8 protein-coding genes are annotated in these 14562 nt (G+C 68.7%); 5 read left to right on the forward strand and 3 right to left on the reverse strand.

All coding sequences use genetic code 11. The annotated features are described in order from the left end of the window. Positions 1-5: 5 nt before the first annotated feature. Positions 6-1559 (reverse strand): MFS transporter, encoded by a 1554-nt coding sequence (locus tag ACQ7HM_RS07715; RefSeq protein ID WP_434215688.1) that lies wholly within the window; start codon positions 1557-1559, stop codon positions 6-8. Beyond that, entirely contained in the window at positions 1556-2254 is a 699-nt protein-coding gene (locus ACQ7HM_RS07720; protein ID WP_434215689.1) for a PadR family transcriptional regulator, read from the reverse strand. Before ACQ7HM_RS07720 ends, ACQ7HM_RS07715 begins: the two co-directional genes overlap by 4 nt. A 126-nt stretch (positions 2255-2380) precedes the next feature. On the opposite strand from ACQ7HM_RS07720, the gene ACQ7HM_RS07725 reads away from it, so the two are divergent. From ACQ7HM_RS07725 to ACQ7HM_RS07740, 4 genes are all read left to right on the forward strand, one after another. Next, positions 2381-3454 (forward strand): glutathione S-transferase family protein, encoded by a 1074-nt coding sequence (locus ACQ7HM_RS07725; protein WP_434215690.1) that lies wholly within the window; start codon positions 2381-2383, stop codon positions 3452-3454. Further along, on the forward strand, positions 3451-4239 hold the full coding sequence (locus ACQ7HM_RS07730; protein WP_434215691.1) for a hypothetical protein: 789 nt from the start codon (positions 3451-3453) through the stop codon (positions 4237-4239). Before ACQ7HM_RS07725 ends, ACQ7HM_RS07730 begins: the two co-directional genes overlap by 4 nt. Continuing rightward, positions 4236-8108, forward strand: a complete 3873-nt coding sequence (locus ACQ7HM_RS07735; RefSeq protein ID WP_434215692.1) for an ABC transporter ATP-binding protein — start codon at positions 4236-4238, stop codon at positions 8106-8108. The genes ACQ7HM_RS07730 and ACQ7HM_RS07735 overlap by 4 nt, the downstream gene beginning before the upstream one ends. 290 nt (positions 8109-8398) lie before the next feature. Then, the gene (locus ACQ7HM_RS07740) at positions 8399-12265 is read left to right on the forward strand and encodes a multifunctional oxoglutarate decarboxylase/oxoglutarate dehydrogenase thiamine pyrophosphate-binding subunit/dihydrolipoyllysine-residue succinyltransferase subunit (RefSeq protein ID WP_434216380.1); all 3867 of its coding nucleotides are present in this window, start codon (positions 8399-8401) and stop codon (positions 12263-12265) included. A gap of 105 nt (positions 12266-12370) precedes the next feature. Here ACQ7HM_RS07740 and ACQ7HM_RS07745 read toward each other — a convergent pair whose 3' ends face one another. Next, the gene (locus ACQ7HM_RS07745) at positions 12371-12970 is read right to left on the reverse strand and encodes a TetR/AcrR family transcriptional regulator (RefSeq protein WP_434215693.1); all 600 of its coding nucleotides are present in this window, start codon (positions 12968-12970) and stop codon (positions 12371-12373) included. A 70-nt stretch (positions 12971-13040) separates the two neighbouring features. Between ACQ7HM_RS07745 and ACQ7HM_RS07750 the strand changes: the two genes are divergently transcribed. After that, positions 13041-14561, forward strand: a complete 1521-nt coding sequence (locus tag ACQ7HM_RS07750) for a flavin-containing monooxygenase (RefSeq protein ID WP_434215694.1) — start codon at positions 13041-13043, stop codon at positions 14559-14561. Position 14562: the final 1 nt, after the last annotated feature.

Consider the following 14562-nt stretch of genomic DNA (forward strand, 5'->3'; position numbering starts at 1 on the left):
GGTGCTCAGCTCTGCGTGACCGCCGACGTCGGTGTCGCGATGGGCGCGGGGCCACCGGTGGCCGCAGATGTCGTCGGCGCGGCCGCCGGTACCGACGGGGCCGACATGTGCCGGGGGCGGGCCAGGAAGAGCGCGGCGATCACGCCGAGCCCCAGCACCGCGGCCGGCAGGTACATCGACTGGCCCATCGCCGTCGCGAAACCCTCGCGGGCGATCTCGGGGACGCGGTCGGTGGCCCCGGCCGAGGCGACCTGCGCGCCGGGGAGCTCGGCGGCCAGCCGTGTCTGTAGCAGCGCGCCGACCGCGGCGCTGCCGAGCACCGAACCGACCACCCGCATGGTGTTGTAGACGCCGGCACCGGCGCCGGCCTGCGCCATCGGCAGGTTGCGGTTGGCGGTGGCGGCCAACGGCGCCCAGATGCCTGCGCTGGCCAGACCCATCAGCGCGATCGGCAGCAGCAGGACCCACACCGGTGTGTCCGGTCGGGCGAGGACGCCGAGGCTGCCGATCGCGACGGCGTTGAGCGCCAGGGACGTCCCGATGATGTAGCGCGGGTGCACGGTGTCGACGAGGCGACCGACGACGGGCGCGAGCACGCCGGTGATCAGGGCCATCGGCACCAGCATGAGCGCCGACCGGGTCGGGGTCATGCCGCCGACGAGCTGCAGGAAGAACATCATGGGCACGAACAGGCCGGAGGTGGCGAAGCCCATCGTGGCGATGCCGATGTTCGACAGCGAGAAGTTGCGGTCGCGGAACAGCGACAGCGGCACCAGCGGCTGCGTGCGGATCTTCGACTGCCACCACACGAAGACGCCCATGATGGCCACACCGGCCGCGGCCAGCACCCAGATCCACGCGGCCCAGTCGTACTTCTCGCCGTCCTGGATGGCGAAGACGAGTGCGGTGAGACCGGCGGCGCTCAGTGCGACACCGATCAGGTCGAACTGACGTCCGGTGGTCTCGACGGTCGGCACCAGCCACCAGGCCAGCACCAGTCCGACGACGCCGACGGGGACGTTGACGAAGAAGATCCACTCCCAGCCGAGACCGTCGACGAGCACACCGCCGAGCAGGGGGCCGACGAGGGTCGCGACACCGGCGACGGTGCCCCACAACCCCATTGCGGCGCCGCGCCGTTCGGCGGGGAACATGCGGGTGATGAGCGACATGGTCTGCGGCGTGATGAGCGCGGCGCCGAGTCCCTGCAGGGCCCTCGCCGCGATCAACTCACCGATCGATCCCGACAGTCCGCACCACACGCTGGCGATCGTGAAGACCACGAGGCCGGCCTGGTACATGAGCTTGGGACCGAAGCGGTCGCCGAGACGACCGGTGATGAGCAGCGGCACCGCATAGGTGAGGAGGTAGGCGCTGGTCACCCAGATGACGCCGTTGAAGTCGGTGTCGAGACCCTCCTGGATCTTCGGCTGCGCGACGGCGACGATCGTCATGTCGACGAGGATCATGAAGAACCCGATGCACAGCGCGCCGAGCGCGGCCCAGGGTTTGTCGGTCACCGGCACGAACTTCGCCGGGGTGGGGTGTGCCTGGGTCATCGTGTCACTTTCGGGGTGGTGGGGTTCGCGGTGAAGTCGTCGGACGTCAGGGGTGGGTCGCCGGCGCGGCAGCCGCCGCGGGCGTCCCAGGTGAGCGTCCCGTCGACGAGTCGGGAGTGCAGATCGGTCAGCCACTCGATCTGCGCGGTGAGAGTGGCGCAGCGGCAACCGATGTCGAGCAGATAGATCTCCGAGACCCCGCGGCCGCTCGCCTGGTCGGCGGCCGTGGTGAACATGGCCCGCTCGGCGGTGAGGGCGTCGATCCGTACCGCCAGCGACTCGATCACGGTGGACCGAGGGAGTTCATGCGCCTCGGCGAGCCCCAGGTACAGCTCGGGGTATTCCGCCGACGGCGTCTGCAGCAGGACGGTCAGTCGGTGGCTCAGCGCACCCCGCCCGCGGTCGGTGATCGCGTACACGGTGCGTTCGGGCCGATTCCCCGAGCGCTCGATGTCACTGACGCACAACAGTTCCCGGTCGACCAGCCGGTCGACGGTGTGATACAGCGACCCCGGCCTGATGTTGGCGAAGCGGTCCTCCTTGCGCGCGAGCAGGGTCTGGAGCATCTCGTAGGGGTGCATCGGGCGTTCGGCGGCCAGGCCGAGGACCAGCACGGCGAGCGGGGTCATGGCGCGTTCGACCGCGGCCGTCGTCACCTCGACCGCGGGAGCCGGTACCACGTGGTCGGTCGTCATCGAGCCTCCTCACGCCGTCGTCGAGCCCATATGTTCCGCGTGGAATATTCGCACATCGATCATCGGGTGGCAACCGTGTCCGTCGATCCGCCGACGTGTCACCGCGAGCCGCTAACCTGGGGAACGATGAGCACACAGGAGTCAGACACCAGCGGCAACAGCACGTGGACCACCCCCGGCAAGTACGTCGAGCCGGGTTCGGACTTCGTCCGCGACACCAACTACATCGAGACCCGCATCACCCGCGACGGGTCCGACGGGTACCCGGTCGAGCCGGGCCGCTACCGACTGGTCGTGGCACGGGCGTGCCCCTGGGCCAACCGGACGATCATCGTGCGTCGTCTCCTCGGCCTCGAGGACGTGATCTCGATGGGCCTGTGCGGGCCCACCCACGACGCCGACAGCTGGACCTTCGACCTCGATCCCGGCGGCGTCGACCCGGTGCTGCAGATCCCACGGATCAAGGACGCCTACCTCGCCCGCTTCCCCGACTACGAGAAGGGCATCACCGTCCCGGCGATGGTCGACGTCCCCACCGGACAGGTCGTGACGAACAACTTCCCGCAGATCACGATCGACTTCTCGACCGAGTGGACCGAACACCACCGCGACGGCGCCCCCGCGCTCTACCCCGAGCACCTGCGGGCCGAGATCGACGAGGTGAACCACGGCGTGTTCACCGAGATCAACAACGGCGTCTACCGGTGCGGGTTCGCCGGTAGCCAGCAGTCCTACGAACGCGCCTACGCCCGCCTGTTCACCCACCTCGACACGATCAGCGAGCGCCTGTCGCGACAGCGATACCTCGTGGGCGACACCATCACCGAGGCCGACGTCCGTCTGTTCACCACCCTGGCCCGCTTCGATCCCGTCTACCACGGGCACTTCAAGTGCAACCGGTCGAAGCTGTCGGAGATGCCGGTGCTCTGGGCCTACGCCCGCGACCTCTACCAGACCCCGGGATTCGGTGACACCACCGATTTCACCCAGATCAAGCAGCACTATTACATCGTCCACAGCGACATCAACCCGACCGGGATCGTCCCGCAGGGACCGGATCTGAGTGGCTGGAACACCCCGCATCACCGCGAGGAGCTCGGCGGACGTCCGTTCGGCGACGGCACCCCGCCTCCCCCGCCGCCGGCGGCCGAGCAGGTCTCGCCGCGCGATGCCGCCCCGATCCCCTCGGAAGAGCAATGATCTGGAACCGGTCCTCCACAGGCGACGGGGACGCCGTGCCCGCGGCGGTGGCCAAGCAGGAGGGCAGCTCGGGCACGATCGTCTCGATCATCGACCGGGCCCAGCGCCTGCAGTCCCCGGCGGTCGCGGCCTACGTGCGTCGCATGCGGTCGTCGCACCCCGCCGACACCCCCGCGCAGACCATCGAGCGGCTCGAGAAGCGTTACCTCACCACGGTGATGTCATCGGGTGGTGCCGCCGGCGCCACGGCCGCGGTACCCGGTGTCGGCACCCTCGCGTCGATCGCGGCGATCGGCGGTGAGTCGGCCTTCTTCGTCGAGGCGTCGGCCCTGCTGGCGTTGGCCGTCGCCGAGGTGCACGGCATCCCCATCGATCACGCCGAACGACGTAAGACCCTGGTCCTCGCCGTGGTCCTCGGCGAGGAGGGGGTCCTGGCCCTGGGGAAAGCGTTGGGCGGTAAGCGCAACCCGCTCAAGACCATGGCCGGCGGCGCCATCCCGACGCCGGCGCTGAGCAACCTCAACAAGGCCCTGATGAAGCGCATCGTGAAGAAGTACGCCGCGCGTCGGGCGCCGTTGATGATCGGCAAGATGTTGCCCGCAGGTGTCGGGGCCGCGATCGGCGGTGCGGGCAACCGCGCCCTCGGCAAGCGGATCATCGCCAACGCCCGCGAGGCGTTCGGACCACCGCCGTCCGGCTGGACGATCGAGGGCAGCGTCGTCGAGCCGATCGCGACCCTGCCGGGACCCGAGGAGAAGGGCCCCGCGAACACCGGCTCTCGGTGAGCTCGGGCTGGATCGCGCGACTCGCGCGCGAATGTCTGCGCAACCGCACGCTGGTGACCGTGACCCTCACGGTCACCGTCATCGGCGTCGCCATCGATCTCGGTGTCCCGCTGATCGCCAAGGCCGCCATCGACACCGCGACGCGCACGGCGTCACATCGCTTCTCCATCGACACCCTCGCGGTGATGCTCGCGATCGCCGGCGTCGTGCGGTTCGGTTCGGCCTACCTGCGGCGACTGACCGCCGGACGGCTGTCGCTCAACGTGCAGAACACGCTTCGGCTGTCACTGCTGCGGACCCTGCTGCGGCTCGACGGCACGGCACAGGATCAGATCGTCACCGGCCAGGTGGTGTCGCGCTCGATCTCCGATCTGCAGCTCGTCCAGGGTCTGCTGGCGATGGTGCCGCTCTCGCTCGGCGCACTGCTGCAGGTGGTGCTGGCCTTCGCCATCATGGCCTACCTGTCGCCACTGCTCACCGTCGTCGCCCTGCTGGTGATCCCAGCCATCGCCGTGGTGGCGTTCCGCACCCGTAAGGCCCTGTTCGCCGCGACCTGGTCCGCCCAGCAGTCCGCCGCCGACGTCGCCCAGCACGTCGAGGAGACCGTCACCGGGGTGCGCGTGGTGAAGGGCTTCGGCCAGGAGGACCGCTCGGTCGATGAGCTCGTCGGCCACGGACGTCGGCTGTTCGCCCAACGGATGCGTGCCGCCCGCATCAACTCCCGGTTCACCCCGACGATGAACGCGATCCCCCAGGTCGCTTTGGTCGCCGTCATCGCCCTCGGCGGCTACCTCACCGCCCGCGGCGACATCACCGTCGGCACGTTCCTGGCGTTCGCCACCTACATCACCACGATGACCGGGCTCGCCCGTCTGCTCACGAACCTCATCGTCTCCGCGCAGCTCGCGCGCGCCGCCGTCGAACGCGTCTACGACGTGATCGACCACCCGACCGACCCCGCCCTGGAGAACACCGGGCGCCTGTCCCCCGGTCCGGTGGGCCTCCACGCGTACGACCTGCGGTTCACCTTCCCCGACGGGACCCCGCTGTTCTCCGGCGTCGATCTCGACGTCGCCGCGGGTGAGTGCGTCGCGATCGTGGGCCCGCCGGGCAGCGGCAAGTCCACGCTGGCCGCACTGATCGGCGGAATCTATCGACCCGACTCCGGCGATCTCGACCTCACGGTGTCGGCCGTCGGCGGTGAAACCGGAGGGGGACGCACCCGCTACCCGCTCGTCGACCTCGCCCCCGACAGCGCACGCGAACACGTCGGGGTCGTGTTCGACGAACCCTTCCTGTACTCCGACACCATCGCCGCCAACATCGGCCTCGGACCCGGCTCAGACCCCGCACACGACGACACCGACGGCCGGGGCGGATCGATCCGACACCGCATCGAGGCCGCGGCCCGGCGCGCGGCGGCACACGACTTCATCTCCGCGCTGCCCGCCGGCTACGACACCGTCGTCGGCGAACGGGGGCTCACCCTCTCGGGCGGGCAGCGCCAGCGGATCGCGCTGGCACGGGCCTTCTTCGCCGATCCCCCGCTGCTGGTGCTCGACGACGCCACCTCGGCCGTCGACGCCACCACCGAGGCGGCGATTCTCGACTCCCTGCGCGCGACCGGTGATCGCACGCTGGTCCTCGTCGCCCACCGCCCGTCGACGCTCACCGTCGCCGATCGCGTCGTCGTCCTCGACGAGGGCCGCGTGATCGATGCGGGCACGCCGACCGAACTCGACGATCGGTGCCCCCTCTTCCGCGCCCTGATGTCACCCGCCGCACCGCTCGACCCCCACACCGGCACCGATGTCCCACCGGCCGCCGACACCGATCGCCCGGTCGACGCCCACGCGCTGTGGCCCGCCGATCCCGACGGCCCCCCAAATCACGACACCCTCGACCCGGCCGCACATCAGGCGGGACTCGGCGCACCCCGCGTGACCACCCCCCGGGTGGGCCGACGCGGGGGCGGCGGTGTGTCGGGTGCGCTGGGATCCATGCCGGCGACGCCCGCACTGCTGCGCGCGGTCGACGCGTTGCCGCCGGCCGACGAGGATCCCGAGGTCGACGTCGACCGGGCCCGTCGCCACGATCCGTCGTTCTCGTTGCGCGGACTGCTCAAGCCGGTGCGTCTGCTGCTGGCCGTCGCGATCGGGGCGATCGCGATCGACACCCTCGTCGGACTCGCGTTCCCCTCGTTGGCGCGGGTCGGCGTGAACGCCTCGACCGTCGATCACCTCGACAATCTCTGGGTCGCCTCGGCGGCCGGACTCGGGCTCGTCGCGATCGGGTGGATCGCGCTCTCGGTGGTGACAATCGCGAGCACGCGCGCCGGCGAGCGGATCCTGTTCACGTTGCGGGTCCGCAGTTACGCCCACCTGCAACGCCTCGGGCTCGACTACTACGAGCGCGAGCTCTCCGGCCGCATCATGACGCGGATGACGACCGACATCGACGCCCTGTCGTCGTTTCTGCAGACCGGACTGTCGACGGCGGTCATCTCGGTCCTGACGATCGTCGGGGTGGCGGTGGCGCTCGTGCTCACCGACCCCACCCTGGGCGCGGTCATGCTCATCGTCTTCCCGCCACTGATCATCGCGACCGTCGTGTTCCAGAGGGTGTCGTCACGCGCGTACACCCGTTCGCGTGAGCTGGTCAGCGTGGTCAACGCGGACTTCCAGGAGAACGTGTCGGGGCTGCGCACCACCCTGCTCTACCGCAACGCGGACCGTGCCGACGAGCGCTTCGCCGGGCGGGCCGGCGACTACGTCGCCGCGCGGATGGTGTCGCAGCGGGCGATCTCGCTGTACTTCCCGTTCATCAGCCTGATGTCGGATCTGGCGACCGCCGGTGTCGTCGCGATCGGCGCACGCCAGGTGCTCGACGGCAGCGCCGGGCCGGGCACGCTCGTCGCGTTCGTCCTGTACCTGGGGATGTTGTTCGCGCCGGTCCAGCAGCTCTCGCAGGTGTTCGACGGATACCAGCAGGCCGTGGTCGGACTGCGTCGGATCGGCGATCTGCTCCGGACACCGAGCAGCGTGGTCACGCCCGAGAAGGCCACCGACCATCGCACTCCCGAGCGGGTCGACGTCCCGACCCTGCGTTTCGACGGACACGCCGAACTCGACGCCGTCGGGTTCCGCTACGCGGGCGCATCGTCGGACGCACTCGGACGGGTGTCGTTGGACATCCCCGCGGGTACGTCGCTGGCCCTGGTCGGCGAGACCGGTGCGGGCAAGTCGACGATCGTGAAACTGCTCGCCCGTTTCTACGATCCGACGACCGGTTCGGTGCGCATGGACGGCACCGACATCCGCACCCATCCCCTCGCCGCCTACCGCGCCCGGCTCGGGGTGGTACCGCAGGAACCGCACCTGTTCACCGGCACCATCGCATCGAACATCGCCTACGGCCGACCCGGCGCCTCGCGCGCCGAGGTCGTCGCCGCGGCGACCGCGGTCGGCGCGACACAGATGATCGCCCGCCAGCGCGGCGGGATGCTGCACCGTGTCGGCGAACGCGGACAGGGACTCTCGGCAGGCCAGCGCCAGCTCATCGCCCTCGCCCGCGCCGAGTTGGTCGACCCCGACCTGTTGCTGCTCGACGAGGCGACCGCCACGCTCGACCAGGCCACCGAGGCGCAGGTCCTCGACGCCAGCCGCAGGCTCACCCGTGCCCGGACGTCGGTCATCGTCGCCCACCGCCTCGCGACCGCCGCCCGCGCCGATCGGATCGCCGTGGTGTCCTCCGGCGCGGTGATCGAGCTCGGAACTCACGACGAGCTGTTGGCGTTGGACGGGAAGTACCGCGAGTTGTGGGACAACGGGATGGCCTCGGCCGAACCCGTACCGCACGGCCGACGATGACGTCGGCGCCGGCGGTGAACCGTCGCCGACAATCCCGGCCCCACCTCGCCGAGGGATGACCGAAGGCGTCCGTGGAGTCCTTATGCGACGCAGGTGAGCGGGGACTAACCTCGACGGGGCAGGCGTTGTTCCACGGGGCCGTACGCGTTCGACGGGTTCGCTCCCCACCTCACGCCGAGACGACCGCGGTGCACGACGACGAACAGACGATCAGGGAATAGAGGCGAGATTCTGCCGTGAGCAGTAGTTCGGTTTCAGACTTCGGACAGAACGAGTGGTTGGTCGAGGAGATGTACGAGCGCTTCCGCGCCGACCCCGACTCGGTGGACCGGAGCTGGCACGACTTCCTCGAGACCTACACCCCGAAGGCGTCCGGTGGCGCGGCAGCAGCGAACGGTTCGGGTTCGAAGTCGCACTCCGGCAACGGGAACGGCGCGTCGAAGGCCTCGGCGGGCGCCCGGTCGTCCTCGGCGATGGAGGCGTCGTCGACCCGCGCATCCAACGGGGTGAGCGAGGCCCCCGCGACGAAGGCCGCATCGGGTCAGGCGATCGAGAGCCGCGACAGCTCGGCGGGCAGCGACGCCACACCACCGCCCACCCGCACCGCACCGGTCACCAAGACCGTCCCGGTCGACAAGGCCGTGGCGAAGGCGCCCAACCCCAACAAGGGCACCGGTTCGAGCGACAAGAGCTCCGCGAACGGCAAGGCCGCGAGCACGAACGGCTCGGCGAAGAAGGCCTCGGCGCCGGCCGGGAAGACCACCGATTCCGCGTCGACCCCCGCCGAGGACACCGCCAAGGTGTTGCGCGGTGCCGCGGCCGCGGTGGCCAAGAACATGGCGCTGTCGCTGGAGATCCCGACCGCGACGAGCGTCCGCGCGATCCCCGCGAAGCTGATGATCGACAACCGCGTCGTGGTCAACAACCACCTCGCACGCACCCGCGGCGGCAAGATCTCGTTCACCCACATCCTCGGCTACGCGATCGTGCAGGCGGTCAAGTCGTTCCCGAACATGAACCGGCATTTCGCCGAGGTCGACGGCAAGCCCAACGCGGTCTCCCCCGCCCACATCAACCTCGGCCTGGCCATCGACCTGCCCGGCAAGGACGGCAGCCGGTCGCTCGTCGTCGCCGCCATCAAGAACACCGAGACGATGAAGTTCGGTGAGTTCCACGCCGCGTACGAGGACATCGTGCGCCGCGCGCGCGACGGCAAGCTCACCGCCGACGACTTCGCCGGCGTCACCATCTCGCTCACCAACCCCGGCACCATCGGCACCGTGCACTCGGTGCCGCGACTGATGAAGGGTCAGGGCGCCATCATCGGTGCCGGTGCGATGGAGTACCCGGCCGAGTTCCAGGGTGCGAGCGACGAGCGGATCGCCGAGATGGGCGTCGGCAAGCTGATGACCCTGACCTCGACCTACGACCACCGCATCATCCAGGGCGCCGAGTCGGGCGATTTCCTGCGCACCATCCACAACCTGCTCCTCGACGACGCGTTCTTCGACGAGATCTTCACCGCGTTCCACATCCCGTACGAGCCGATCCGCTGGCGCAAGGACATCGCGTCGCCGTCGGTCGACAAGAACGCGCGCGTGCTAGAGCTCATCGCCGCGTACCGCAACCGTGGCCATCTCATGGCCGACATCGATCCGCTGATGATCGACTCCGACGCCCGCGCGGCACACCCCGATCTCAACGTGCTGACCTACGACCTGACGCTGTGGGACCTCGACCGCGATTTCAAGGTCGGCGGCTTCCACGGCCAGGACACGATGAAGCTCCGCGACATCCTGTCGGTGCTGCGCGACGCCTACTGCCGCCATGTCGGGGTGGAGTACACCCACATCCTCGAGCCCGAGCAGCAGCAGTGGCTGCAGGAGCGGGTGGAGATCAAACACTCCAAACCGCCTGTGGGCGAACAGAAGTACATCCTGAGCAAGCTCAACGCCGCCGAGGCGTTCGAGACGTTCCTGCAGACCAAGTACGTCGGGCAGAAGCGCTTCTCGCTCGAGGGCGCCGAGACCGTCATCCCGATGATGGACGGCGTGATCGACCAGAGCGCCGAGCACGGACTCGACGAGGTCGTCGTCGGCATGCCCCACCGCGGCCGACTCAACGTGCTGGCCAACATCGTCGGCAAGCCCTACTCGAAGATCTTCTCCGAGTTCGAGGGCAACCTGAACCCGTCGCAGGCACACGGCTCGGGCGACGTGAAGTACCACCTCGGCGCGGAGGGCAAGTACTACCAGATGTTCGGCGAGAACGAGATCAACGTCTCGCTCACCGCCAACCCGTCGCACCTCGAGGCGGTCGACCCGGTCCTCGAGGGCCTCGTGCGCGCCAAGCAGGATCTGCTCGACCGCGGCGACGGCGTGTTCTCGGTGCTCCCGCTGATGCTCCACGGTGACGCCGCGTTCGCCGGGCAGGGCGTGGTCGCCGAGACGCTCAACCTCGCGATGCTGCCGGGGTACCAGACCGGTGGCACCGTGCACATCGTCGTCAACAACCAGGTCGGCTTCACCACCGCGCCCGAGCACTCGCGGTCGTCGGAGTACTGCACCGACGTGGCCAAGATGATCGGCGCGCCGATCTTCCACGTCAACGGCGACGACCCCGAGGCGTGCGTGTGGGCGGCGAAGCTCGCCGTGGACTACCGCCAGGAGTTCCACAAGGACGTCGTGATCGACCTCGTCTGCTACCGCCGTCGCGGACACAACGAGGGCGACGACCCCTCGATGACGCAGCCGGCCATGTACGACGTCATCGACACCAAGCGCGGCGTCCGCAAGAGCTACACCGAGGCGCTGATCGGCCGCGGCGACATCTCCACCAAGGAGGCCGAGGACGCCCTGCGCGACTACCAGGGACAACTCGAGCGCGTCTTCAACGAGGTCAAGGAACTCGAGAAGTACCAGGCGGCACCCAGCCCGTCGGTCGAGTCCGACCAGACCCTGCCCACCAAGCTGATGACCGGCATCGACCGCGCGACCGTCGAGGCGATCGGCGACGCGTTCGGCAACGTGCCCGAGGGCTTCTCGGTGCACCAGCGCGTCAAGCCCGTGCTCACGCGCCGCCAGGAGATGTCCCGCGAGGGCCACATCGACTGGGCGTTCGCCGAGCTGCTCGCCTTCGGCTCGCTCGTCGAGGAGGGACGCCGGGTCCGACTGTCCGGGCAGGACTCCCGCCGCGGCACGTTCTCGCAGCGGCACTCGGTGATCATCGACCGCAAGACCGGCGAGGAGTACACCCCCCTCAACCAGCTGGTGCAGACCGAGGGCGACAACGCCGGCGGTCGCTTCAACGCCTACGACTCGGCGCTGAGCGAGTTCGCCGTCGTCGGCTTCGAGTACGGCTACTCCGTCGGCGACCCCGACTCGCTGGTGCTGTGGGAGGCGCAGTTCGGCGACTTCGTCAACGGCGCCCAGTCGATCATCGACGAGTTCATCTCCTCCGGCGAGGCCAAGTGGGGACAGCTCTCCGACGTGGTGCTGCTGCTCCCGCACGGTCACGAGGGCCAGGGTCCCGACCACACCTCGGGACGTATCGAGCGGTTCCTGCAGCTGTGCGCCGAGGGTTCGATGACCGTCGCGCTGCCGTCGACACCGGCCAGCTACTTCCACCTGCTGCGTCGTCACGTGCTCGACGGCATCAGCCGTCCGCTCGTGGTCTTCACCCCGAAGTCGATGCTGCGCAACAAGGCCGCGGTCAGCCCCGTCGAGGACTTCACCGAGGGCAAGTTCAAGTCGGTCATCGACGATCCGTCGATCACCGATCAGAAGGTGCGCGACAAGGTCACCCGTGTGCTGATGGTGAGCGGCAAGCTCTACTACGAGCTCGCCGCCCGCAAGGAGAAAGACGGTCGCGACGACATCGCGATCGTGCGCATCGAGCAGCTCTACCCGATCCCGCACCGGCGGCTCGGTCAGGTCCTCGAGCAGTACCCCGGCGTGCAGGAGTTCTTCTGGGTACAGGAGGAACCGGCGAACCAGGGTCCGTGGCCGTTCTTCGGACTGCATCTCCCCGAGGTGCTGCCGGAGTACTTCGGCGCGCTCAAGCGGGTGTCACGCCGCGCGATGTCGGCGCCGTCGTCGGGCTCGAGCAAGGTCCACGCCGTCGAACAGCAGGAGATCATCGACAGAGCTTTCGGGTGATGCGTGATCGCCTCCGGCGCTCCGCATCGGCCTTCGGGTGTTGCGTGATCGCCTCCGGCGCTCCGCATCGGCCTTCGGGTGATGCGTAGCCCGCGCCGGTGAGGATCACTCACTCGCTGCCGCTGCGGCCAGCAGCGGCAGCGAGGCGGTGATCAGGTCGAGCAGAGCCTCGCGTCGGATGCCGTCGTCGTCGGTCAACCAGGCCACGATGACCTCCTCCACGAACGCCATCCACCCGTCGACGGCGATACGGATCATCGGCGTCGGGGTGATGTCGAGGGAACCCGCCCGATCCAGCACGCGCTGGGCCATGACGCGGCGGGTGTCGGTGAACACCTCCTGCATCGCGGGGTCGGCACCGACCGCGCCGCGCAGCAGGGTCAGGTAGACGTGGCGGTTGGCCGAGACGAAGTCGACGAACTCCGACATCGACGCTCGCAGGATCTCGATGGGATCCTCGAGCGACAGATCCGGCTCGGTGCACTCGAGCATCCGACGGCTCTGCTCGCGGGCGATGGCGACGTGGAAATCGTGCTTCGATTCGAAGTAGTGGAACAGCAAGGCCCGCGACACACCGACCGACTCGGCGATCGCGTCGATGGTGAGTTGATCGAGCGGCCTGTCGGACAGCATGGACATCCCGTGCTCGATGAGCTGTTCCCGACGGGCTTCCGGGCTCATCCGCGTGCGCTTGGCCTGCGTCATGGGGATCAGTGTACTGAACATGGGTCAATAAGCTATTGACCCGTCGTCAATAGGGTGTACGATCGTTCCTATGAACGATGTCAAGATCGCAATCATCGGTGCGGGCTTCTCCGGCATGGGAGCAGCGATCAAGCTGCACCAGAACGGATTCGAGGATTTCGTCGTCCTCGACCGCGGATCGGATTTCGGCGGCACCTGGCGCGACAACACCTACCCCGGTGCCGCATGTGACGTCCCGTCGCACCTCTACTCGTACTCCTTCGAGCTCAACCCCGACTGGTCGCGGTCGTTCTCCAAGCAGCCCGAGATCCACGCCTACATCAACCGCGTCGCGAGCAAGTACGACCTGGCCCGGCGCACCCGCTTCGGCACCGAGGTGACCGACGCACGGTGGGACGAGAAGGCCAACCGCTGGTTCGTCGAGACCAGCCATCCCGAACACGGCGACATCACCGTCCGCGCGGAGATCCTCATCGGCGCGATCGGCCCCCTGTGCGAGCCGCGGCTGCCCGACGTCGCGGGCATCGGCGACTTCGCCGGCGAGATCTTCCACTCCGCACGGTGGAACCACGAGACCGACCTGCGCGGCAAGCGTGTCGCGGTGATCGGCACCGGCGCCTCGGCGATCCAGATCATCCCCGAGCTCGCGCCGAAGATCGGCCACATGGACGTCTACCAGCGCACCGCGCCGTGGGTCCTGCCCCGCGCCGACCGCGAGTACACGCGATTCGAGCACTGGCTGTTCCGCACCATCCCGGGCGCACAGCGCCTCTCGCGCACCGGCATCTACCTGGCACACGAGCTGGTGTCGTACGGGCTCACCCATCGCCCCGACGTCCTGCGCCCCGCGCACGCCGCGGGCAAGGCCAACATCCGCCGCGGCATCGCCGATCCGGTCAAGCGCGCAAAGGTGACCCCGAAGTTCAAGGTGGGCTGCAAGCGCATCCTGCTCTCGAACACCTACTACCCCGCCCTGGGGCAGGACAACGTCGACGTCGTCACCGACGGCATCGACCACGTGACCCCGACCGGGATCGTCACCAAGGACGGCACCGTGCGCGATGTCGACGCCATCGTCGTCGCCACCGGCTTCCACGTCACCGACTCCCCCGGTTTCGAGCACATCATCGGCAAGGACGGCGAGAGCCTCGCGCAGGTGTGGGCGCGCGGCGGCATGAGTGCCTACAAGGGCGCGATGGTGCACGGGTTCCCCAACATGTTCCTGATGGTCGGCCCGGCCACGGGTCTCGGCCACACCTCGATGGTGTTCATGATCGAGTCGCAGCTCAACTATCTGATCGACTTCCTCAAGACGACCGAGCGCAATGCGATCGCGCGCACCGAGGTCCGCGCCGCCGACCAGAAGGTCTACAACAAGAACCTCCAGACGACGCTGTCGACGAGCGTGTGGGAGAACGGCGGTTGCGCGAGCTGGTACAAGGACGAGTTCGGTAACATCACCACACTCTGGCCCGGGTTCACGTTCAATTTCCGCAAGGCGACCAAGAACTTCGACATCGCCGCCTACGACACCAGCCGAGCGGACACAGCGGGCACGTCCGACCGCAGCCCTGCGTCGGCCAACTCCTGAG

Source organism: Williamsia sp. MIQD14, assembly GCF_051025635.1.
Classification (GTDB): Bacteria; Actinomycetota; Actinomycetes; order Mycobacteriales; family Mycobacteriaceae; genus Williamsia_A.

Excerpts from the sequence above, each read along its gene's own strand:
- ACQ7HM_RS07715 (WP_434215688.1), bottom strand. The coding sequence starts at position 1,559 with ATGACCCAGGCACACCCCACCCCGGCGAAGTTCGTGCCGGTGACCGAC.
- ACQ7HM_RS07720 (WP_434215689.1), bottom strand. The coding sequence starts at position 2,254 with ATGACGACCGACCACGTGGTACCGGCTCCCGCGGTCGAGGTGACGACG.
- ACQ7HM_RS07725 (WP_434215690.1), top strand. The coding sequence starts at position 2,381 with ATGAGCACACAGGAGTCAGACACCAGCGGCAACAGCACGTGGACCACC.
- ACQ7HM_RS07730 (WP_434215691.1), top strand. The coding sequence starts at position 3,451 with ATGATCTGGAACCGGTCCTCCACAGGCGACGGGGACGCCGTGCCCGCG.
- ACQ7HM_RS07740 (WP_434216380.1), top strand. The coding sequence starts at position 8,399 with ATGTACGAGCGCTTCCGCGCCGACCCCGACTCGGTGGACCGGAGCTGG.
- ACQ7HM_RS07745 (WP_434215693.1), bottom strand. The coding sequence starts at position 12,970 with ATGACGCAGGCCAAGCGCACGCGGATGAGCCCGGAAGCCCGTCGGGAA.
- ACQ7HM_RS07750 (WP_434215694.1), top strand. The coding sequence starts at position 13,041 with ATGAACGATGTCAAGATCGCAATCATCGGTGCGGGCTTCTCCGGCATG.